This is a genomic window from Psychroserpens sp. AS72, assembly GCF_038900375.1.
In the GTDB taxonomy this organism is placed as follows: domain Bacteria; phylum Bacteroidota; class Bacteroidia; order Flavobacteriales; family Flavobacteriaceae; genus Psychroserpens.
In genome coordinates this window covers 194,954-217,613 of sequence record NZ_JBBMRC010000003.1, presented here as the reverse complement: position 1 = coordinate 217,613, position 22,660 = coordinate 194,954, and the positions used below count along the sequence as shown (strand labels likewise).

Below are 22,660 nucleotides of genomic sequence, written 5' to 3'. Positions count from 1 at the left end.
TTTAAAGAAAATGCGTTATTTTTGCTTAAAATTCAAAGAACCCTTAATAATGGCAAAATTCAAATTAGACGAAATTGATCATCAAATATTAGATATGTTGATTGATAATACAAGAATTCCTTTTACAGATATCGCAAAGAAATTAGTGATTTCTGCAGGAACTGTCCATGTAAGAGTCAAAAAAATGGAAGAGGCTGGAATTATAAGAGGATCGTCACTTACGTTAGATTATTTAAAACTTGGATATTCATTTATCGCTTACGTTGGTGTGTTCTTAAATAATACATCTCAAACTAAATTTGTTTTAGAGCGTATCCATGAGATTCCTTATGTTACAGTTGCTCATATTACTACTGGAAAATTTAATATTTTCTGTAAAGTAAGAGCTAAAAACACATCTCATGCAAAAGATATTATTTTTATGTTAGATGATATTGAAGGTATTTATAGAACTGAGACTATGATTAGTCTTGAGGAAAGTATCAACGATAAAAAACGTTTAATGCATACGATTTTTAACGAGTTATAATTTTAACCCGTTTATATAAATTAGCCCTTCACTACAATTGTACTGAAGGGTTTTTTAGTATTTTTAATTTTTAATAATTGACTATGACAAAAGAAGATTTATCAGTAGACGAGTATAATCCTTATTATCAACAGTATATTCAAAAAGCTGGAGACGTTACTATTTCAGAAGGCTTGAAAGATAATGGAGATGCAACAATTGCTTTTTTGGAGTCAATTTCCGAAGAAAAATTAGAATATCGTTATGCTGAGGGTAAATGGACAATTAAAGAAATTATCCAACATATTATTGATACAGAACGCGTGTTTACCTATAGAGCGCTTTGTATTGCTAGAAACGATAAAACGTTATTTCCAGGATATGATCAAGATGAGTATGCTGCCAATTGTGAAGCTAATCGTCGTTCAATGTATAGTTTAATGAATGAATATAAAGCAGTAAGATTAGCAAGTATTATTCTGTTTGAGAGTTTTTCTACGGAAATGTTACAGCGCATTGGTATTGCTAGCAATAGTAACTTATCGCCTAGAGCTGTGGCTTTCATTACAATTGGTCATGAAAACCATCATTGCGAAATCATTAAAGAACGTTATTTATAAAAAAAAAGCCACTTCAATCGAAGTGGCTTTTTTATATTCTTTTATTTAAAATTACTTAGAATCTATATCTAACACCTAATGCGATATCAAAATCTAAATCATCTCTAAAATCTCCAAAACCTAATTCAGGTCTGGCATCAAGGGATAATTGTAACGGGAAATCAAAATTATATTCTATACCAATATCTCCAGCTGCAAAAAAGAAAGTTTCACTGTCATCAAATCCTGGAGGCACATTGTCAAAGCTGTAAGATCCTAATCCGCCACCAACACCAGCATACCAGTTAAAAGCGCCATCAAGTTGCCAAACCCATTGGTAAATACCAGCTAGTTTGAAACCGTCATATCCATTTCCACTTCTTAGTCCAAGGTCAATCTCAACACGATTATTGTCGCCAAGTGCTCTTTGGTAAGAAATTTCTGCTCCAAAACCGTCACTATCTCCAAGTCTAAGACCTATAGCGTTTTCAGATATGTCTTGTGCATTTACTGTTGCGAAGCCAATAAAGGCAAGTGCTACTAAAAATAATTTTTTCATAAAATTTAAGTTTTTGTTGTCATTAATTATTAATATGACTTAAAAAAAAGTCATATGTTACAGTTAGATGCTAACTTAGCAATAATGAAGCCAAAATAGATGTTTTATCAAATAAATTTTTAGCTTTATGCATATACTTATTCTACTATGATTAGCAATTCTAAACTTCAATCTTTAGCCTCTAAATTGTCTGGTGAGCTACATTTTGATGATTTAATGAAAATACTTTATGCGACAGATGCTTCGGTTTATAGAATGTTACCATTAGCAGTGGCTTTGCCAAAAAATAGTCAGGATTTAAAACTTCTCATTGATTTTGCTAAACAACATAATACATCGTTAATTCCTAGAGCTGCAGGAACGTCTTTGGCAGGACAATGTGTCGGCAAAGGCATTGTGGTTGATATGTCAAAATACTTTACAAAAATTCTTGATGTTAATGAGAAATCACAAACGGTAACAGTACAGCCAGGTGTTGTGAGAGATGAGCTCAATAATTACTTAAAACCATTTGGTTTATTTTTTGGACCTAATACATCAACTTCAAATAGGTGTATGATTGGAGGTATGGTTGGAAATAATTCATCTGGCACAACCTCTATTAAATATGGTGTTACACGTGATAAAGTTATAGAGTTACATACGCTACTAAGTGATGGAAGTGAAGTTGTTTTTAGAGATTTTTCTTCGGAAGAATTTGAGCAAAAAATCAAACTCGATAGTTTGGAAGGCGAGATTTATCGGACTATCAAATTAGAATTATCATCTGAAGAGGTTCAGAAACGAATTGTGTCTAATTTTCCAAAACCTGAAATCCACCGTAGAAACACAGGTTATGCTATAGACGAATTAATTAAAACCAGCATATTTTCCGAAGAGAAAAAAGAGTTTAATTTATGTAAGTTGTTGTCTGGAAGTGAAGGTACGCTTGCATTTACGACTCAAATTACGTTAAAACTTGATAAGCTGCCACCAGAAAATAGTATTATGGTTGCTGCGCATTTTGATACCATTGAGAATTGTATGAATGCAGTTACAATCGTAATGAAGCACAATCTTTTTACGTGCGAAATGATGGATAAAACCATTTTAGATCTTACTAAGCATAATAAAACACAACAAGAAAATAGAAGATTTATTGAAGGTGATCCAGAAGCGATTTTAATTTGCGAACTCAGAGAAAATGACCTTGAGGTGCTGAATAATAAAGCGCAAGAATTGGTTAGCGCTCTAGGTGATTCTGGTTTGAGTTATGCAAATCCATTGCTTAAAGCTGATGATATTGACAAAGCGAATGAATTACGAAAAGCTGGTTTGGGCTTATTAGGAAATATGATTGGTGATGAGAAAACGGCAGCTTGCATAGAGGATACAGCAGTTGCGCTTGAAGATTTGTCTAGTTACATTAAGGATTTTTCAAAATTAATGGAGCGTTACAATCAAAAGCCTGTGTATTATGCTCATGCAGGAGCAGGAGAATTGCATTTGCGACCTATTTTAAATTTAAAAAAGAAAAAGGATGTTGAGTTGTTTAGAAAAATAACAACAGATACAGCGCATTTGGTAAAACGTTATCAAGGTTCTATGAGTGGAGAACATGGTGATGGAATTGTACGTGCAGAATTTATTCCTTTAATGATTGGTGATGAGAATTATAAGATCTTAAAACAGATTAAGTCTGCTTTTGATCCGCAAAACATCTTTAATCCAGGGAAAATTGTTGATGCGTTTCCTATGGATGAATCTTTACGTTATCAACCTGATAGAGTAGAACCAGAAATTAAGACGGTTTTAGATTTTTCATCATCTCAAGGAATTTTACGAGAAGCAGAAAAATGTAATGGATCTGGAGATTGTAGGAAGTTGCCAGAGTTTGGTGGAACGATGTGTCCTAGTTATAGAGCGACTAAAGATGAAAAAGATACAACGAGAGCAAGAGCTAATGCTTTGAGGGAAGTGTTGACGAATTCTCAAAAACCTAATAAATTTGATAGTGAAGAATTAAAAGCTGTATTTGATTTGTGTTTGAGTTGCAAAGCTTGTGCAAGTGAATGTCCGAGTAGTGTAGATGTAGCGAGTTTAAAAGCGGAATTTCAGTATCAATATCAAAAGGCAAATGGAGTGAGTTTGCGAACAAAGTTGTTTGCTTATAATAATCGTTTGAATGACTTCGGAAGCAAATTTCCAAGTATCACAAATTTCGTGTTTTCTAATAAAATAACATCTTCAGTTTTAAAGAAAACTTTCAAAATTGCTAAAAGCAGAAGCTTGCCTTTGATTTCAAATAAAAGTTTAGATAAGGTGGTTCAATCAATTAAAAAAGAAAGAGATACATTAAATTATGTAAAAGAGGTGTATTTCTTTAATGATGAATTTACCAATCATTTAGACACACCAATTGGTGTAGATGTCATTGATCTTTTAAAGGCTTTAAATTATAATGTTAAGTTTATAAATCATCAAGAATCTGGTCGTTCATTTTTATCAAAAGGATTGTTGAAACATGCAAAATCATTAGCAAATCAAAACGTGTCTGTGTTTAAAGATTTGATTTCAGAAGAAACGCCATTAATAGGAATTGAACCGTCGGCAATATTGACGTTTAAAGATGAGTATTTGAGGTTGGCAGATGATAAGTCTTCCGCAGAGAAGATAGCAAAGCATACGTATTTGATAGAAGAGTTTATTCAAAAAGAAATAGAATTGGGGAATATTAAATCTTCACAATTTACTCAAGAAGAAAAAACAATTAAGTTTCATGGACATTGCCATCAAAAGGCATTATTGAATCAGTCGTCTAGTTTTGCGGTTTTAAATCTGCCTAAAAACTATAAGGTAACCATTATTCCTAGTGGCTGTTGTGGTATGGCTGGAAGTTTTGGATACGAGAAAGAGCATTATGAAGTGAGCATGCAAATAGGAGAGCAGACTTTGTTTCCAGCAATTAGAACGACTAATGAAGAAGTGCAAATTTCAGCAAATGGAACGAGTTGTAGGCATCAAATAAAAGATGGGACAAATCGTGTCGCTTTACATCCTATCACTATTCTTAGAAGAGCTATTCTTTGAAGATTTAGATTTTTTAATGTTTGGATCTATTACTGTAATTGCAGCAATAAGATCTTTGATTTCCATATCTTTTATGTCTTGATCTGCATAAAATGCTCTTAATTTATCGTTGTTGTAATTGTAGATTTTCCATCGCTTAAATTGGTATTCTAGTGCTGTGAAATTCTCAATCCAATCTCCAGAGTTTAAGTATGTTGTCTTACCATGCTTATTCTCTACCTTTACCATTTTTGGCTGGTGTATATGTCCGCAAATCACATAGTCATAGCCATTTTCTATAGCTAAATCTGATGCAACTTTTTCAAAATCATTAATATACTTGATAGCGCCTTTCACACTATTTTTTATTTTTTTAGAAAGTGAGTATTTTTCCTTTCCAATTTTATCAGAGCACCAGTTTACAAAACTATTGAGACGTATAAGCAAATCATAACCGTAACCACCAAGCTTTGCTAACCACTTAGCATTTTGGATGGATACATCAAATATGTCGCCATGAAAAAACCAGGCTTTCTTACCGTCCAGTTCTAATACAATTTTATCTACTATTGTAATGTTGCCAATGGTTGTGTCGCTAAATTTTCGTAACATTTCGTCATGATTACCAGTGATATAGATGATTTCTACACCATCTGCAGCCATGTCCATGATTTTTTTAATAACTCTTAAATGAGATTTTGGGAAATATCTTTTTTTAAACTGCCAAATGTCAATTATATCACCATTTAAGATCAATTTTTTTGGAGAAATACTACTTAGATATGTCAGTAATTGTTTGGCATGACAACCATAAGTCCCTAAATGAACATCAGAAATTACGACGACTTCTACTTTACGTTTTGTTTTCATGAACTATAATCAATTAACAATACAAAGAAATTAATTTGTTTTTAAACAGCGTAAAATTTGTAATTAACATACAATCAGCAAATTGTTAAGCAATTGTTATCTTGTTTTTACTACGGAAATGTGCTGCTTTATGGAATTCTGTTTTTGTTTCTCTATTTTTACAAGTACATTAGCGTAAAATCTTAGTTTATGGCAGGAAATTCCTTCGGAAATTTATTTAAACTCACCACATTTGGTGAGTCTCATGGAGTAGCAATTGGTGGAATTATTGATGGTTGTCCTCCAGGAATTCAATTGGATTTTGATGCCATTGAAAATGAAATGAACAGACGAAAGCCAGGACAGTCTAATATTGTTACACAACGTAAAGAACCAGATACTGTTGAATTTCTGTCAGGAATATTTGAAGGACAAACGACTGGAACACCTATTGGATTTGTCATTAAAAACACCAACCAAAAATCAAATGATTATTCACATATAAAAGATGTGTACAGACCAAGTCATGCAGATTATACCTATGACAAAAAATATGGTGTGCGTGATTATAGAGGAGGAGGACGAAGTTCTGCACGTGAAACAGCAAGTCGAGTGGTTGCTGGTGCGATTGCAAAACAGTTTTTGAGTGCAATTAAGATAAATGCATATACTTCATCTGTTGGAGATTTATTTTTAGAGAAGCCTTATCAAGATTTAGACTTTTCTAAAATTGAAAGTAATGCTGTACGTTGTCCTGATGAAGCAGTTGCAGAACAGATGATTGCTAAAATAAAAGAGATAAAAAAAGAAGGAAATACCATTGGTGGAACAGTGACATGTGTGCTTCAAAATGTACCAATAGGTTTAGGTGAACCTGTGTTTGATAAGCTTCATGCCGAATTAGGAAAAGCAATGCTATCCATAAATGCGGTTAAAGGTTTTGAATATGGAAGTGGATTTTGTGGCGCAAAAACGAAAGGAACAGAGCATAATGACCTGTTTAATGAAGATGGAACCACTAAAACCAATCTCTCTGGAGGAATTCAAGGAGGTATTAGTAATGGGATGGATATTTATTTTAGAGTCGCTTTTAAGCCTGTAGCCACTGTAATACAAAAGCAAGATGCACTTAATAGCTCTGGTGAGATTGTAGAAATGCAAGGTAAAGGTCGTCATGATCCTTGTGTGGTGCCAAGAGCAATTCCAATTGTAGAAGCTATGGCAGCTTTGGTGATAGCAGATTTTTATTTGCTAAATAAAATGTATAAATAATACTTAAATAGTGAGATTTTCTTCGGAAATTTCTTTGAAAACATAAATGAGCTTATGAAAAAACTAGCCTTACACTGGAAAATTTTAATAGGAATGCTACTAGGTTTAGTGTTTGGTTTTATAATGCTTCAAATTGATGGAGGAAGAGCATTTACCGAAGACTGGATTAAACCAATTGGTTCCATCTTTGTGAAGTTATTAAAGCTAATTGCTATTCCATTAATCTTAGCCTCGTTAATTAAAGGGATTTCAGATTTAAAAGATATTTCAAAGTTTAAAAATATTGGATTAAAAACGATTGGAGTCTATATCGTTACGACAGTCATTGCTATTTCTATTGGTCTTGCTCTCGTTAATATCATGCAACCAGGAGATGGTGTTTCCGAAGAAACTATTGCTAAACTTACTGAGACCTATTCTGAAAACAGTAGTGTAAAAGCAAAAATAGAAGAAGCTTCAAAGCAAATGGATACAGGTCCTTTACAGTTTTTAGAAGATATGGTTCCTGATAATGCGTTTAATGCTTTAAGTAATAATAAGTTAATGCTTCAAGTTATTTTCTTTGCGATATTTTTAGGGATTTCAATGCTTTTAATTGGAGAAAAGCCTGCTAAACCACTGAAGAAATTATTCGATTCATTAAATGAAGTCGTATTAAAAATGGTGGATTTGATTATGTTGTCAGCTCCTGTGGCAGTGTTTGCTTTATTAGCAAATGTCGTCGTATCTTCTGATGATCCTGATATTTTGTATGCATTATTAAAATATGCAGGTGTTGTAGTGTTAGGTTTGGTTATAATGATTGTTTTCTATTGCATTCTCGTTGCCACAATTACTAAGAAAAACCCATTTTGGTTTTTAAAAGAAATCAGTCCAGCTCAACTCTTAGCATTTTCAACGAGTTCTAGTGCTGCGACGTTACCAGTAACTATGGAGCGTGTAGAAGAACATATAGGAGTAGATAAGGAAGTCTCTAGTTTTGTACTACCAGTTGGAGCAACAATCAACATGGATGGTACAAGTTTATATCAAGCGGTTGCAGCAGTATTTATATTTCAAGCACTAGGTTTAGATTTAACATTCGCAGATCAAATTACAATTGTTTTAACAGCTTTATTAGCTTCTATAGGTAGTGCAGCAGTTCCTGGTGCAGGAATGGTTATGCTCGTTATTGTTTTAGAATCTGTAGGATTACCACCAGAATTATTACCAATTGGTTTAGCACTTATTTTTGCAGTAGATAGACCTTTAGATATGTGTAGAACAGTTGTTAATGTAACTGGAGACGCTACAGTTTCAATGCTTGTTGCTAAATCTGTAGGTAAATTGCATGATCCAAAACCAAAAGAATGGGATGATAATTATGAGGCTGTAAAATAGGTTTTAAACGTTAGAATCATGCGAAGTAGTAATTCACAAATTGTTAGTGCAGAATGGCTTCATAAGCACATTGATGATGACAATCTTATCATATTAGACGGAACAATTAAAAAAGTAACGGATTTTAATTCTTTGACTTCAGAAGAATGGATTCCTAAAACAAGATATTTCGATTTAAAAGGAAAATTTAGCGATGTAGAAGCTGAATTTCCAACAACACTACCTTCCGCAGAACAATTTCAACACGAAGCTAGAGTGTTAGGAATTAATCAGGATTCTATGATTGTCGTTTATGATAATAAAGGTATTTATTCTAGTGCTAGAGTTTGGTGGCTTTTTAAAACATTTGGTTTTGAATATGTGGCTGTTTTAGATGGCGGACTTCCAGAATGGAAAAAACAAAACTATAAAACCGTAACATCTTTAGATGGTGAGAATTGGAATATTGGAAATTTTTCAGCAGAATATCATCCTGAGAACATGCGATTTTTTAATCATATTTCTGAAATATCAACTAATAAAACCTGTTTGATATTAGATGCTCGTTCTGAAGATAGATTTAAAGGAAAAGTACCTGAGCCTAGAGTAGGCTTGCGAAGTGGAACGATTCCGAATTCAGAAAACATGCCATATTCTAGTTTGCTTAATGGTACTTGTTTAAAGCCTAAAGCAGAATTAAAAATGATTTTTGCTGACTTTAAAATAGAGGACAGGACACTAGTTTTTTCTTGTGGATCAGGAATTACTGCTTGTATTTTAGCTTTAGCTGCAACAATTTTAGACTATGAAAAAATTGCTGTTTATGATGGTTCATGGACAGAATATGGAACATTAATACAATAACTATGAAAAACACAAATTGGACAAAACAAGAATTGGTTGCCTATATTTTATTATATGTTGCACATTCAGATTTGAAAGAAACTAAACATGAGCATGAGTATATTTTGTCTCGTGTAGACATAGAAACTTATAATCATATCAAACAAGAATTTGATGAAGATAATGATTATCAAAGTATTACTAAAATAGTAGATGCTGTAAATTCTTCAGAATCTTATAATAAAAATCCTGACGAACTATTCGCTGATATCAAACTTATGGCTTTTGCAGATGGTAAAATGGACCAGATGGAACATGCGATTTATAATAGTTTAAAAAAAATACTGTCTTAAATAGTTGTAATGATTAGTAGTAACTGAAAACAGTTTTAAAATTATAAAACTGAACATTTTCTTAGAATTACACTCGTAATTTTAATAAGAATTTAGATTTTATTTTAAAAATACGTAACGTAAATTATGGGAAAAAGAATCTATTTCTTATTCATTTTATTGGCAACATTATTTTGTTCTGCTCAAGACATACAAGTAAATCAAGAAGATAGTTATGAGTTATTTGTTGAGACCTTAGTAAACTCCAAAGACATAAGGTTTAATGCTATTATTGAATCTTATGATGCCTATATAGAAAAGCATCCAAATGAAATTGACGTACAAGTATATAAATGTAAGTTTATAGGAAGCGCTTATTATGATGAATATGAAGATTATAATTTAAAATATGAAGAAACCAATGACTGTATAAATCAGTTATATGAAGATTATCCTGAGTATCCTGCTGTAATACTTTACAAGCTTGAAAACACGTATTCTGATGAAAAAGAGGAATTGTTATATAAAGCAATGTCCAATTATAATTCAAACAAAAAGAAATGGACCTACCAACAAGGATCAGAACTTTATGAAATGGCTTCATATTTTTACGTAGAGGATGATGATTACAAAACCATAACTTATGGAGAGAAAGCGGTTAGACTTAGTGATAGTCTAGATTTATCAGTTTTATTAGCCAGAGCACATATTCGCAATGGAAATACTGATGAAGCTAAAGAACGTCTCATGAACGCTTTATATTATGATGGTAATGCATGGCAATTGCAGCAAAAAGGAGAACTTTTAATTGAATTTGGAGAAATAGATGAAGCATTAAAAATGTTTGATCGTGTAAAAGTTAAGGATTCTTCGTACACAAATTCTGAAAGTTTATATAAGATTTTTGTTAAAGAAAAAGATTATGAAGTAGCGAGGTCTTACTTGGTTAGTGATACTCTTAATGATTGGAGTAAAACTGCTAATATTCAAAAATTGCTGAATCATGATTTATTATATTCTGATGGTGATTTAGCTTTGGTGAGTTATAGAAGAATGCAAGAGTTAAGTTATTACGATGACTTTCTTGGGATAAAGCGTATAAGATTATTTTTTAAAGCGCCATTTAATTCTTGGACTTTTAATGAAATCTCTCACATACTCGTATTATTTGCATGTATACTTGTGATTTTTCTATTGCCTTATGTTTTGGTTTTACCTATTTATAGTGCTAATAAACTTTTTAAACTTAAACCAATTGCTTTAGAACAAAGGATTCCTGTTAATTGGACACTTAAACATTTTTGGTTAATTAGTTTCGTGTATTTGATATCTCAAGTATTACTTATGATAATTTTCTATTATCAAGATTACATGAATTATTTTTTTGATATTGTGTATTCGTATGTTGATGAAGAATTACTAGAGTCACAACTATTAACGGCAAATTCGATCATTGCTTACTCGATCATAGCACTTGTTCTTACGCTTTTGTTTTTAAATAAGAAACGGTTAAAATTTGTGCTTCATACAAATATGAGATATCTGCAAGTGGCAGGATTAAGCATTGTGTTTTTAATTGTAAATGCTATTCTTTTAAAAATACTGCGTGGTTTTATAGATATTGATGAAGCAGCTTCGTTTATACAAACATTAAGTATGCAAGAAGAAATAAAAGCGTTACTCTTTGAATATGGTTTTGGTGTTTCTTTTTTAATAATTGCTGTAATTGTCCCTTTTTATGAAGAGATTATGTTTCGAGGAATACTATTATCCTCAACAGAAAAACATTTAGGTTTCAAATGGGCTAATGTAATCCAAGCCTCACTTTTTGCAGTTGTACACTTTAATTTTGGCCTCTTTATTTTCTATTTTGTTTTTGGTTTAATAACTGGCTATGCTGTTAAAAGAACTGATGGCTTACTTACAGGTATTGTATTTCATGCTGTAAATAACTTTTTTGTGTTATTAGCATTATATATGGTTAGTAAATATGTGCCAGGTATTTATTAGAGAAAGCCTTAAAGCTTAATATTCTAATCAGAAATTTTAATCTCAAAAAACTCACGCAGTGTTAGACATGCACGTAGTGAGAGCTTAATTCTTTCCCAACTAACAGAAGCTGGGATTAAGCCAAATATTTCGCTTTAAGGCTTTTGGTCTCTAATGTTTATAAGTTACCACGTTTATGTTTATGAACTTTGACTATATATTTAAACTTATGAACTGCTTTATCATTTGTCTTATGTTATTGTAAACATAGTAGATAATTACATGTTTAAAAATCATGCATGAGTAACATAGTGATTTGAATTAGGTAACCTATAGTTTGAATGAGTTTTGAAAAAGTTGAGACAAATTAATGCATCTCATAGATGTTTTTTACACATCATGTTTTTTGAACAATTTTTTTCGGGTTTATAACGATGTTTTTGCTCAACACTTAAGATGTGGTGTAAATTTACAGTATAAATAATGTGCTATTAATCAATAATATCTTTAGATAATCCCTCTTGATTAAAAAATTATTTTATAGTTAAATTTAGTTTTAATTAGTTGTTAATTATTAAAGTCCTTTTTTCCCGAAAGGACTTTTTTTATGCCTAATTTTTATAAAAACTTAGACTTTAACTCAGGTGTTGGTATCATACAGGCTGCTTGTTTGCCATACCATTTGTATCGGTTTTTTGCAATATAATCATATACCCAATTCCTAATATTCACAGGGATGATATAAAACACAGACATAAAATTTCTAGGAAATCCTAGGTGTTTAGCCACTTTTAGAGCTGCTGAAGATTTAACTGATAATCCTTTTTCATTGGAGTAGAGTAGAATAGAGTCTGTTTTTTTTGTATCTATATTGTACGTATTAATAATTTTCTGACCAATGTCACTCTGTAAAGGCGCAAACATGAACATATTCTTTTTGTCATGTTTAATCACATATTGAATGGAGCTATTGCAAAGGTTGCAAACACCATCAAAGAGAATTAATTGTTTATCTTTTGGTAAGGATTTTATCACGTTGCAAAGATAATATAACCCATTATAATGTATTTAAAAATTGAGTTAAATCCTCTTCTTTGTCCAATTGTAATTTCTTTTTGAGCCTGTACTTGGATTTAAGAACACTATCTGGTAACACATTTATCATAGACGCAATTTCTTTGGTAGATAGATTCATTCGTAAAAAAGAGGCTAGTCTTATTTCTTTTTCAGTGATATCATTAGCAATAGATTTTATTTTATTATCAAAATCATTGTGTACTTCTGAGAAGTAAGATTTAAAGACTTCCCAGTCTTTATCTTCGGCACTTTCTTTTTTAAGTAACATTACTAAACGTCTAAACTCTACTTTGAATAGTTCTGGAGATTGTTTAATTTTTTCTAGATTTTCTTTTAACTCTTGTATAAAGGTGTTTTTCTGTACGAGATGTAATGTTTGACTCGTGAGTTCTTTCTTTTTAAAAGCAATTTCTTGTTTGTAGATTTCCTCTTGTTTTTCTCTTTCTATTCTGTTTTTTTTAAGACGTTGTTTAAAACTAAAGTAGAGTAGGCTAGCTATAGCTAAAAATGAAAACATGCCTATGCCATATAGAGTTTTTGTTAATTTATCATTTTCTGCTTGAGCATTTAAGGTTTTTATTTCTTCTTCTTGCAAAGCTATTTCAGCTTCTTTTTTTTCGGTTTCGTATATAGTTTGAAGTTCAGAAAATCTATTTTGACTTTCCTTTCCGTTCACTTTGTCTTCTTCTATTTTATAATCTTTAAAATATGCTAAGCTCTTTTCGTAGTTTCCTATTTCAAGATAAGATTCAGAGAGTAGTTTATTAATTGGAGGTAAAGCACTTATTATATCATATTTTTCTGCTAACGCTTTTGCTTCATTTAAATGATTAATTGCTTGACTATAATATTTGAGAGCAATTAGACTTCTTCCTAAATCTGTTTTTGAAATAGTCAAAGTAAAATATTCTTCTCTTTTTATTTCATCAGCTATAATTTTTAACTGCACTTGTTTTGCCTTTTCAAAATCACCGTTTTTATATAGAAAATTTCCATACTTGGTATAAGCATTATCTATTAAAGAAGGAGCTTTAAGTTCTTCACTAATAGCAATACTTTCTGAAATGAGCTTTTCAGTTTCTGAGTTAAGGCTTTGATTTGAGATCTGGAGTCCAGCTAAAATGGTCATACTCACGCATAGTTGTCTTTTTTGATTTTGTGACTTAAAATATTCAATGATTTTTTTATAATAATCTATTGCATTTAAAGTGTCTTTCATACTAGCATAAGTAGAAGCAATAACCATTCTGTTTTGATTCAAATCTTTATCCAAGTTTAAATCAGAATACATTTTTTCACTTTTTGTAGCGTTTTCTAATGCTAAATTATAGTATCCTTTTTGGAGATAAACTACAGCTTTTGAATTATATATATCTGCCACACCTTCAATATCATTATCAAGTTTATAATTTTTACCAGATAACTCATAATAATAAAAAGCACTATCTAAATTTCCAAGTATATTGTGATCTTGACCCAAATTACGAAGTACAGATGCTTTCTTATTGTAATCATTTTTAAGATCATACATCTTAAGTGCTTTTCTAAAATAGACACCAGAACTATCAAAATTATTCATATAAGCATAGGCTGTAGCTTTTCGTTCTAAACCAAAGCTTAATATGGTATCAATTTTTAATGCTTGCCCAAGTTCTATCATACTTTCTGAATAGGTCACAGCATCAGCTATATTATTGTTAATGGTTTCTTTCCAAAGGTGATTGAGCAAATGGAATCTTTCAATATCCATTTTAGATGTTGTAAGCTTCTTTTTTAAACTATCTATTTTTTCTTGTCTCTGAGCAAAAATATGAGAAGAGGATAAACAAATTATTAGGATGAAAACACGTAAAAACATTTTGATAAATATTGATTGTTAGCTGTATCTAAGTTACTAAATTTTAACCAGCCATCAACATTTGAGGATTGACAACAAATTTGCTGTGTCTATGATCTGTCCATTAATTATCAATAATATATAGTTTTTAAACCTCTGATATTCAGTATTTTGATTTGGTTTTGGTAATTTCTAATCTCATACAAATATATGCTGAAATTTAACTCATGTCCATACTTTGTCCATATCAAAAATTAGATTTCAGAAGTTTTCATAGATAGATTTGACATGTCGAACAACGACAAAAACAATTTTGTGGTGTCTTATTTTGGATAAGGCTGCAGACTTAACCAAATAAGATTACTACAAAAAATAACAAACCACAAAATCTTTATTATTATGAAAACAAATTTTTTATTAATCGTATTAGTAGTCTTTATAGTTTTTAGTTGCGATAAAGACGAAGATTTTATTGAACCAACAAATCCCGATGCAGAAAGTATAAACGCATATATATTTGGATTAAATTTTGATCCAGAGGCTATGCTTAATGTGCAAGATACTGGAGGAAATGCATCTGAAAGAACACTAAATGGTGAGTCTAATTCAAATAATGTAAATCAAGGTGTTACTACTACTTGCCAAACTAAAGACTATACTTTAGAATCTAACTTTGATGATGTCGCTATTTTAAGACCAGTAAGTGGAGTTATTTATCCAGGTGCTTTAGTTGTTGGTAATCAAGACATGCTAGATGGTGCTCCTAATCCCATAGCTATCGATAGATCACCAGTAACATTAACAGTAGATCTTCCTGGAATTGGATCAAATGGTGTAATCGAAATTAATGACCCAAGTAACTCTACAGTTCAAATAGGTCTTGACGAAGCTTTAGATTGGTGGAATAACAATGCTTATCAAGACGGTTATGTAAACGCCTCTAATTCTACATATCAAGCAGCAACATCATACTCTTCTACGCAATTAAGTTTAGATATTGGTTTAAATTCTGCTTGGGCAACAGGCTCTATTGCATCTCAAATGGAATTTGAAAGTACAAGTACCACTCGAGTAGCTTCTATGGTGTTTAAACAAGTGTTCTACACGGTTACCATGAACACACCTCAAAGTATAGATCCATCTAGTGTATTTGGTAACAATGTAACCTTAGAAAATGTACAAACAATTATTGATGAAAACAATCCTGCAGCTTATGTAAGTTCTGTTAACTATGGACGTATTATTATGTTACGTATGGAAACTAATAATACTGATACTTCTATAAGCTTAGAAGCTGTAATGCAATATGCTACAGGTGTAAGTGATACAGAAGGCACAATAAATTCTACTTTTGATCAAATTTTAGAAAATTCATCCATAAGTATCGTGACAATTGGTGGTAATGCCCAAGTTACATCTTCTGCAGTAGATGCAGCAAATATCAATTCTGGTGCTGGTTCATTAAATTATATTATTACTGGAGAAAATGCTGTTTATAGTGCTAATAATCCAGGAGTTCCTATTGCGTACACAATACGATATTTAAATGACAATTCTATAGCAAAAATGGGTTATACAACAGATTATATTGTAGAAGAATGTGGTAGTATGCCTTATGAGCATGCATCTATAAAGGTCATCAATGATTTTGAGGTAAGAAACATGAGAGTAAGATTGTCTTACAATAAGAGAGAAGAAAGTACTGGAAATGTTATTCAAATAACATCTGGTTGGAATACAGTTACAGATGAAGATCAAGAATTTTTTCAACCACCTGCTGGTTCATGGAACGTAGAGGTAGAAATTGAATATTTTGCAACATTTGGAGGATTCTGGGAGCCTTTGGTCTCTGAAACTTTAAACTATGTGTCCTCACAAAAATGTTATAGAGGCTATAATCCTTCAGGTTTTGAAAATATAGCTTGGGATAATAGCTGTAATTAATCTTTTTAACGCGTAAAATTATAAAAGAATCAGCCTTAAATTATATCGTTTAAGGTTGGTTATTTTTTAGCCTCAACCAATTCCAATTGTTCCATGCTTACATTAGTTGTAAACATGCCATAATTAACAACCGCTTTGTTTTTTTCTATTTTATCAATTGTTCCAACAGCACGACCGTCATGCATTCTAACGCGATCTCCTAATTTGAGAATAGGTTTTGGCTTCTCTACTGGTTTTGCTTTTGTTTTAGCAGCTTTTTTCTTTTTTCGAATAACCTCTACTTTTTTCTCAGCCTCTTGTTTTACCTGATTTTCTTTATGCTTTTCTGCTTTTTTTTGTTTCGCGGAAATTTTCTTGCGTTTAGAATTTTCTATTTGAACTAACTTAAATAGCTCAGCCATTAACTCTCGCTTTTTCTTGTCTTCAAAAAACTTCTCAGAAATATCATTAACCTTTTGACCTAAATAAATCAAACGTTGGTTAGAATCATATAGCTCTTGAAAACTCTCCAATTTTTTTTGAACCTTAGCATTGACTTCTTCTAGCTTATCTGCTTCAGATTGTTTTTTCTTCTCTTTTTCTTTGAGGGAACGCTCAGTTTTTTCTAGCTTACTTCGTTCTTTTTGAAGTTTTGCTATTGTAGCATCAAAACGTACTTTACCACGTTCTATTTTCTTTTTAGCTCGATTAATAAGGCTATAAGGAATTCCGTTTTTTTGTGCAACCTCAAATGTAAATGAGCTACCAGCTTGTCCTAGTGCTAATTTAAACATCGGTTCTAAACTCTTTTCATCAAACATCATGTTTGCGTTTTGCATAAACGGTAGCTCGTTTGCTAAAACTTTAAGGTTGGAGTAGTGGGTTGTAATAATTCCGTAGGCTTCACGATGATAAAATTCTTCTAAAAACGTTTCGGCTAAAGCGCCTCCAAGTTCTGGATCAGATCCTGTACCAAATTCATCTATAAGAAATAGGGTGTTCTTGTTACATTTCCGAAGAAAAAAGTTCATTTGTTTTAAACGGTAACTATAGGTGCTTAGGTGATTTTCAATAGATTGATTGTCTCCAATATCACTGATGATACGGTCAAATAAACACACATTACTTTTCTCATGAACCGGAATCAATAAACCACTTTGTAGCATCACTTGCATCAATCCAATAGTTTTGAGCGTAATACTTTTACCACCAGCATTAGGTCCTGATATAACAATGATTCTATTTTCGGGATGTAAAACTATAGACTGAGGATGTGTTTTCTTGCCTTCGGCTTTATTAGAAATATAAAGTAATGGATGATATGCATCTTGCGCGTTATAAATCTTATCGTCGTTTATGGTTGGGAGAATTCCGTTAATAGATTGCGCATATTTTGCTTTGGCATAAATAACATCTAATTTTAATAGGAACTCCTGATATCTCTGCAATAGAGAAGTATAAGGTCTAATGTATTCGGTTAAATTTCTAAGAATTTTATCAATTTCTTCACTTTCATCAAACTCTAAATTATTGAGTTCTCTAGCATATTGAAATGTTTGTTCTGGCTGAATGTAAACGATACTTCCCGTTCTACTTCCACCCATAATACTACCTTTAACTTTACGTCTGTACATAGCTTTAACTGCTAATACACGCTTGTTTTCAACAACAGACTCTCTTATATCATCAAGATATTCTAGATTATGGTATTGTGTAAGTGCTGAATTAAAACTCACATTAATCTTACCTCTTATTGAATTTATTGATTGCCGTAATTGATATAAAGTATCTGTAGCATTATCTTTTATATCTCCAAAACGATCTATGATGGTGTCAATTTCTGTAACGACATGTGCGACGACTTCTAATTTTATTGACGTTTGATATAGTGTTGGATAGTACTCTTCAAATTTCTTTAAAAATTTAAGTATCTCGCTTATTGTAAGTGTAATAGACGCAATTTTCTTAAAGCTTTTGGTGTCTAAATACGAGTTTTCAATTTTTAAAAGTTTGATTTCTTTAGTGATAGGCTCAAATCCATGATTTGGAATTCTATTGTCATTATAAAACGAAGAGACAAATTCATTTGTGAAATCGAGAGATTTAAGAACGTTTTCTCTTGTAGTAAATGGTTTTGTGTTTAATGATTCTATGCGACCTAAATCAGTAATACATAGTTCTGACACTTGTTGTAAAACAGTGTAAAACTCTACATCTTGTAATGTTTTTTCGTGAATATTAATCATTAATAATTAGCCTCTATTAAAAGAATTGCAAATGTACCTATTAATGATGTAGTATTAAAATGTTTTAGCAGACTATAAATTAGCGTTTTACACGCTTTCCACTTTCATTTACATAGTGACAAACACAATCTTTTGTACTATATAAACCAGCGTTGTGGAGCTTACGTTTGATAAGTTCAGCAGATTTCATTTTAAAATTATCAATAGGAGTAAAGCCAAAATTATTTGAGCTTATTGAGACGTCCAAACCGTAAACACAATGCCACCATGTTTGAGGTATAAATAACATTTCCCCAGGATTAATGATTGTATACATGACATTAGCATCCTTAAAGTTAGGATGTTTGTCATTATCAAAATTCTCCATGTTAACGTCACTTAAACGTGAGCCTGGTTCATATTTATCACTAGGATACATGTTGCTTTTACTCTCTTTAGGGTTTACCAAAAACACAAGTTTTCGCCCTTCAACAAGCGCTAGGATGTTATTTGCTAACCTGTCTGTATGCCAACCTGTTATTGTGCCAGGAGGTCCAATCCAAAGTGATGTAGAATTACGAATGGTATTATTTGAGATCAATGAAAAATCGACATGCTCTAGAAGCTCTGGAAACATTTTTGCAATAGGCATGTTACCTAAATACGTGTCTGTTTTTGTGCTTCGTATTTCATTTAAATAATCTTGAAAAGCGCCAAACTGCCAATTGGTATCATTTTGTCTAATGTTACCTTTGTACATGAACGTTTCTTTATCTTTTCCTACTTTTTCAAAATAATCTAGTGACCATAATTCCATCGCTTTCCAATGCGACATCATTTTGGTCAATTTAACTGGAGTATTTTTCTTTATATGGTTTTTATAAAAACCTTCATGAGAAATTTTCTCAATTGTATTAATCTCTTTAAGATCTTTATTAAGAATACTTTGTACTCGCTTTAGGATATCTTGTTCCATGACTTGGGGTTTTACGCTACGAATATAGTATAAATCTTATCACAATTTTATGACTTATTTCATATTTTAGATGATAAGAATTTTTTTTAGATGAAAGGTATGTAAATAGTGGTTTTTATTTGAAAACTTTACTTAAAATGAGATTGATAGCTCATGTTTTTGATATATGATTATATTTAAGAAGTAGGTTTTAATCCATAATTTGATATACTATTCTCAATATGAAATGAGAAAAAAGTTCATTAGAAAAATGAATTATATTAAATAGAAATCTCATGTGAAGAAAATGGTTCTATTTTTTAAAGTTTTAATTCTTTATGAATGTTTAATGAATTGCTTAATAGGAATTTAGAGTAAAATAGTAATTTAACGTCTAATACGTTTACCATTATCATCTTTAAAATGACAAACACAATCTTTGGTGCCATATAATCCTAAATTATGTAAACTTACTTTGGCAAAACTTTTAAGTTTTCCTTCTATATAATCATAGTTAGAATATGACATACAGTTAACACTAATTGATGTGTCTGTACCATAAACACAGTGCCATGAATTTTTTGGATTAAATACCATGTCACCTTCATTAATTTCTACATAATAGATATCTGCTTTTTGAAATAAAGGGTATTTATCACGGTCAAAATTTTCTAGATCAATTTCACTAAGTATAGAACCTGGTTCAAATTTTTTACTGCGGTACATGAGTTTACTTTGGCTGTCATCAACAATCAGCCATACTTTTGAACCTTTAATTTGCGCTAAAATATTATCGGCTCTATCTTGATGGAATCCTGTGATTGTCCCTTTTGGACCTATCCAAATTGACATTGAGTCTTTTACTTTATGGTCTGATAAGATTGAGAAATCAACATCGTTTGCTAGCTCTGGAAATAGTTTAATTATGGAAATATTTGATAAATATACGAGACCTTTATGGTCTTTAGTGTTACGGATTTCTTTTACATAGTCCACAAAGTTTCCGTATTCCCATTTTGTTTCTAATTGCCTGATGTTACCTTTAGAGATATAAGCTTCTTTATTTTTACCGATTTTTTCAAAATAATCGAGAGTCCATTTTTTTGTTGCTCCCCAATCTTGCATCATATTGGTGATTTTAACCGGTTTTTTTTTCTTAATGTAATTATTAAGAAAATCTTCATGACTTATTTGCTCAATAGTTTCTAATTCAAGTAATGGTTTATCCAATAAACTTTGGATTCTGTTTCTTAATTCTTGTGACATCGTTCTGAGTTATAAAAATTGTATATCTATTTGAAGTTCAGGCTTATGTAGTATGAAATTACGAATATATTACGAATTAAATTAAAATTTCATGACATATTTCATATTTTAGACGATGAGTTTTTTATATATATAAAATGAATATTTCAATACATAATAGTTGGAGTGATAAACTAATTCACGAATTTGAAGCATCGTATTTTAAAGATTTAAACAATTTTGTAACACAAGAATATGTAGACCACAAATGTTTTCCACCAAAATCTGAGATTTTTTCTGCATTCAATTTATGTCATTTTGAAGATGTTAAAGTGGTGATTATTGGTCAAGATCCATATCATGGAGATGGTCAAGCCAATGGATTATGTTTTTCAGTTGCTGATGGTATTGTACATCCACCATCTTTGAGAAATATTTTTAAAGAAATTGAAAAAGACCTTGGAATTCCTTATCCAAAGTCTGGAAATTTAGAACATTGGGCTAATCAAGGTGTTTTATTATTAAATGCAACATTGACAGTTAGAGCTCATGAAGCTGGTAGTCATCAAAAGCAAGGTTGGGAGAAATTTACAGACAGCGTAATTAAAACTATCAGTAAAGAAAAAGAAGGTGTTGTTTTTTTACTTTGGGGTGGATATGCCAAAAAGAAAGCAAAATTAATTGATACTACAAAACATGCAATATTGACCTCAGGTCATCCATCACCATTAAGTGCGAATAGAGGGTATTGGTTTGGTAACAAACATTTTAGTAAAACAAATAAAATCTTGAATTCAATACATGAAAAAGAAATTAAATGGTGACTTTTAGCTACCTGTTGGCGCTAAGTGACTGACTGTAAGCTGTTCTGTTCTAATTTTAGTTGACACGGATTTTATAACAAGAGGTTGTTCTATTGAAGCTTTTTTTGTGGTCTTGTTACAGCTAAAAATCAATAACAAAAAATTTATTGCGACTAAAAAAGAAAGTGCTAGAGTAATTGTTATTATCATATAAAAATTAATTATAGTTAAGTTAGTTTAAAGATTTGGTGATGCTAAAATAAGTAAATTTTTGATAAATAGAAAGTTATAGAAAAAAAACAGGTAAATCTACGTGCTTAGATCATAAAATAACTTTCAATAATAAAACAATTACAATTGATTTTTCCCTACCTAAAGATTAAGATAATTTCTTAACCAACCTATCATATGCTACTTTTTTAGGTATAATATCTAAGTTAAATAACTTATCTTGTATGGTGTTAATAGTAGTTTCGTCAATAACCTCTTGAGACCATTCTGTTAATGATAACCATTCTTGAACATCTTCTAACTTCTGGTCATATCTATTAGCAATAGTTTTATCAATACTTGGGATGTCTTTAAACTCTTCTGTAGTATTATTGATAATATTTAAAATAGTTTTTACGTCTTCTAAATTTGATTCTAAGAATTCTTCGCGTACAGCAATTACAAAACAAGGCCAAGGCGTAGGGCAGTTGTCTACTCTTCTAAACACACCATCATCAACAATTGGCTTAGTTGTGAATTTCTCCCACATAAAATAATCTGCATCACCATTGGTTAAACCTTCAACAGCACCATCTAGATTTTTAATAACTTCAAAGTTTAAGTCTTTATCTAAATTCCAATTATGATTTTCAGCATTTATATAAGCCATTAAATGAGAGCCAGAACCATATCTGCTAATTGCGGCTCTTGTTCCTTTTAGATCTTCAACGGTTTTAAATTTAGAATCATGAGCTACATGAATTCCCCAAATTAGTGGAGATTGCACAAAAGTTTGTACGATTTTGGATGGATTACCATCAATAATATCTTTGATGACACCTTCTGTTAGAATAACAGCCATATCAATTTCGCCTTCCCGAAGAGCTTTATTCATTGCTCCAGTACCTCCAAAATAATCTTTCCAACGTAAATTGATGTCTTCGTTTTTATATTCACCGTTTTTTAGAGTAAGATACCATGCAAGATTAAAATGCTCAGGAACGCCTCCTATATTTATTTGTTTCAA

At 31.3% G+C, this 22,660-nt stretch carries 18 protein-coding genes; 10 read left to right on the top strand and 8 right to left on the bottom strand.

The window, feature by feature from the left end:
- The first annotated feature begins 49 nt into the window (after positions 1–49).
- Together WNY78_RS07160 and WNY78_RS07155 are read left to right on the top strand one after the other, a co-directional pair.
- Complete coding sequence (locus WNY78_RS07160) at positions 50–529, top strand: winged helix-turn-helix transcriptional regulator (protein WP_040281997.1); 480 nt, start codon at positions 50–52, stop codon at positions 527–529.
- 83 nt (positions 530–612) lie between these two features.
- Positions 613–1,128 carry a DinB family protein gene (locus WNY78_RS07155; protein ID WP_342872515.1) on the top strand — a complete coding sequence of 172 codons (516 nt, stop codon included), beginning with the start codon at positions 613–615 and terminating at the stop codon, positions 1,126–1,128.
- 55 nt (positions 1,129–1,183) lie between these two features.
- On the opposite strand, the gene WNY78_RS07150 is transcribed toward WNY78_RS07155, so the two are convergent.
- Positions 1,184–1,666, bottom strand: coding sequence for a hypothetical protein (locus WNY78_RS07150; RefSeq protein ID WP_342872514.1), 483 nt, complete (start codon positions 1,664–1,666; stop codon positions 1,184–1,186).
- Between the two features lie 147 nt (positions 1,667–1,813).
- Between WNY78_RS07150 and WNY78_RS07145 the strand changes: the two genes are divergently transcribed.
- Positions 1,814–4,735, top strand: coding sequence for an FAD-linked oxidase C-terminal domain-containing protein (locus WNY78_RS07145; protein WP_342872513.1), 2,922 nt, complete (start codon positions 1,814–1,816; stop codon positions 4,733–4,735).
- Here the strand turns inward: WNY78_RS07145 and WNY78_RS07140 are convergent.
- Positions 4,697–5,584: a UDP-2,3-diacylglucosamine diphosphatase gene (locus WNY78_RS07140; RefSeq protein ID WP_342872512.1), complete on the bottom strand. Its 888-nt coding sequence runs from the start codon at positions 5,582–5,584 to the stop codon at positions 4,697–4,699. The genes WNY78_RS07145 and WNY78_RS07140 overlap by 39 nt on opposite strands.
- A 189-nt stretch (positions 5,585–5,773) precedes the next feature.
- On the opposite strand from WNY78_RS07140, the gene aroC reads away from it, so the two are divergent.
- The 5 genes from aroC (at position 5,774) to WNY78_RS07115 (ending at position 11,379) form a co-directional block, all read left to right on the top strand.
- On the top strand, positions 5,774–6,835 hold the full coding sequence (gene aroC / locus WNY78_RS07135; protein WP_342872511.1) for a chorismate synthase: 1,062 nt from the start codon (positions 5,774–5,776) through the stop codon (positions 6,833–6,835).
- A gap of 54 nt (positions 6,836–6,889) precedes the next feature.
- On the top strand, positions 6,890–8,215 hold the full coding sequence (locus WNY78_RS07130) for a dicarboxylate/amino acid:cation symporter (RefSeq protein WP_342872510.1): 1,326 nt from the start codon (positions 6,890–6,892) through the stop codon (positions 8,213–8,215).
- Between the two features lie 18 nt (positions 8,216–8,233).
- On the top strand, positions 8,234–9,058 hold the full coding sequence (locus tag WNY78_RS07125; RefSeq protein ID WP_342872509.1) for a rhodanese-like domain-containing protein: 825 nt from the start codon (positions 8,234–8,236) through the stop codon (positions 9,056–9,058).
- A 2-nt stretch (positions 9,059–9,060) separates the two neighbouring features.
- Positions 9,061–9,390 carry a hypothetical protein gene (locus tag WNY78_RS07120; RefSeq protein ID WP_342872508.1) on the top strand — a complete coding sequence of 110 codons (330 nt, stop codon included), beginning with the start codon at positions 9,061–9,063 and terminating at the stop codon, positions 9,388–9,390.
- A 126-nt stretch (positions 9,391–9,516) separates the two neighbouring features.
- Positions 9,517–11,379, top strand: coding sequence for a type II CAAX endopeptidase family protein (locus WNY78_RS07115; protein ID WP_342872507.1), 1,863 nt, complete (start codon positions 9,517–9,519; stop codon positions 11,377–11,379).
- A 597-nt stretch (positions 11,380–11,976) separates the two neighbouring features.
- On the opposite strand, the gene WNY78_RS07110 is transcribed toward WNY78_RS07115, so the two are convergent.
- Positions 11,977–12,393: a DCC1-like thiol-disulfide oxidoreductase family protein gene (locus WNY78_RS07110; protein WP_342872506.1), complete on the bottom strand. Its 417-nt coding sequence runs from the start codon at positions 12,391–12,393 to the stop codon at positions 11,977–11,979.
- Positions 12,394–12,415: 22 nt separating this feature from the next.
- Complete coding sequence (locus WNY78_RS07105; RefSeq protein ID WP_342872505.1) at positions 12,416–14,185, bottom strand: tetratricopeptide repeat protein; 1,770 nt, start codon at positions 14,183–14,185, stop codon at positions 12,416–12,418.
- 486 nt (positions 14,186–14,671) lie between these two features.
- Here WNY78_RS07105 and WNY78_RS07100 point away from each other — a divergent pair, with 486 nt between their 5' ends.
- The gene (locus WNY78_RS07100) at positions 14,672–16,216 is read left to right on the top strand and encodes a thiol-activated cytolysin family protein (RefSeq protein ID WP_342872504.1); all 1,545 of its coding nucleotides are present in this window, start codon (positions 14,672–14,674) and stop codon (positions 16,214–16,216) included.
- 59 nt (positions 16,217–16,275) lie between these two features.
- On the opposite strand, the gene WNY78_RS07095 is transcribed toward WNY78_RS07100, so the two are convergent.
- The 3 genes from WNY78_RS07095 to WNY78_RS07085 all read right to left on the bottom strand — a co-directional run bounded on the left by WNY78_RS07095 (position 16,276) and on the right by WNY78_RS07085 (position 20,641).
- A complete protein-coding gene (locus WNY78_RS07095) occupies positions 16,276–18,441 on the bottom strand; it encodes a DNA mismatch repair protein MutS (protein ID WP_342872503.1) in 2,166 nt (721 codons plus the stop codon).
- Between the two features lie 79 nt (positions 18,442–18,520).
- A complete protein-coding gene (locus WNY78_RS07090; RefSeq protein ID WP_342872502.1) occupies positions 18,521–19,396 on the bottom strand; it encodes a cupin-like domain-containing protein in 876 nt (291 codons plus the stop codon).
- A 366-nt stretch (positions 19,397–19,762) separates the two neighbouring features.
- On the bottom strand, positions 19,763–20,641 hold the full coding sequence (locus WNY78_RS07085) for a cupin-like domain-containing protein (protein ID WP_342872501.1): 879 nt from the start codon (positions 20,639–20,641) through the stop codon (positions 19,763–19,765).
- 137 nt (positions 20,642–20,778) lie between these two features.
- Here WNY78_RS07085 and ung point away from each other — a divergent pair, with 137 nt between their 5' ends.
- Complete coding sequence (gene ung, locus WNY78_RS07080) at positions 20,779–21,444, top strand: uracil-DNA glycosylase (protein WP_342872500.1); 666 nt, start codon at positions 20,779–20,781, stop codon at positions 21,442–21,444.
- 358 nt (positions 21,445–21,802) lie between these two features.
- On the opposite strand, the gene WNY78_RS07075 is transcribed toward ung, so the two are convergent.
- Positions 21,803–22,660, bottom strand: a complete 858-nt coding sequence (locus WNY78_RS07075) for a substrate-binding domain-containing protein (protein WP_342872499.1) — start codon at positions 22,658–22,660, stop codon at positions 21,803–21,805.

Bases quoted from the DNA above. Each gene is read 5' to 3' on its own strand.
- WNY78_RS07160 (WP_040281997.1), top strand. From the start codon at position 50: ATGGCAAAATTCAAATTAGACGAAATTGATCATCAAATATTAGATATG.
- WNY78_RS07155 (WP_342872515.1), top strand. From the start codon at position 613: ATGACAAAAGAAGATTTATCAGTAGACGAGTATAATCCTTATTATCAA.
- WNY78_RS07150 (WP_342872514.1), bottom strand. From the start codon at position 1,666: ATGAAAAAATTATTTTTAGTAGCACTTGCCTTTATTGGCTTCGCAACA.
- WNY78_RS07145 (WP_342872513.1), top strand. From the start codon at position 1,814: ATGATTAGCAATTCTAAACTTCAATCTTTAGCCTCTAAATTGTCTGGT.
- WNY78_RS07140 (WP_342872512.1), bottom strand. From the start codon at position 5,584: ATGAAAACAAAACGTAAAGTAGAAGTCGTCGTAATTTCTGATGTTCAT.
- aroC (WP_342872511.1), top strand. From the start codon at position 5,774: ATGGCAGGAAATTCCTTCGGAAATTTATTTAAACTCACCACATTTGGT.
- WNY78_RS07130 (WP_342872510.1), top strand. From the start codon at position 6,890: ATGAAAAAACTAGCCTTACACTGGAAAATTTTAATAGGAATGCTACTA.
- WNY78_RS07125 (WP_342872509.1), top strand. From the start codon at position 8,234: ATGCGAAGTAGTAATTCACAAATTGTTAGTGCAGAATGGCTTCATAAG.
- WNY78_RS07120 (WP_342872508.1), top strand. From the start codon at position 9,061: ATGAAAAACACAAATTGGACAAAACAAGAATTGGTTGCCTATATTTTA.
- WNY78_RS07115 (WP_342872507.1), top strand. From the start codon at position 9,517: ATGGGAAAAAGAATCTATTTCTTATTCATTTTATTGGCAACATTATTT.
- WNY78_RS07105 (WP_342872505.1), bottom strand. From the start codon at position 14,185: ATGGATATTGAAAGATTCCATTTGCTCAATCACCTTTGGAAAGAAACC.
- WNY78_RS07100 (WP_342872504.1), top strand. From the start codon at position 14,672: ATGAAAACAAATTTTTTATTAATCGTATTAGTAGTCTTTATAGTTTTT.
- WNY78_RS07095 (WP_342872503.1), bottom strand. From the start codon at position 18,441: ATGATTAATATTCACGAAAAAACATTACAAGATGTAGAGTTTTACACT.
- WNY78_RS07090 (WP_342872502.1), bottom strand. From the start codon at position 19,396: ATGGAACAAGATATCCTAAAGCGAGTACAAAGTATTCTTAATAAAGAT.
- WNY78_RS07085 (WP_342872501.1), bottom strand. From the start codon at position 20,641: ATGTCACAAGAATTAAGAAACAGAATCCAAAGTTTATTGGATAAACCA.
- ung (WP_342872500.1), top strand. From the start codon at position 20,779: ATGAATATTTCAATACATAATAGTTGGAGTGATAAACTAATTCACGAA.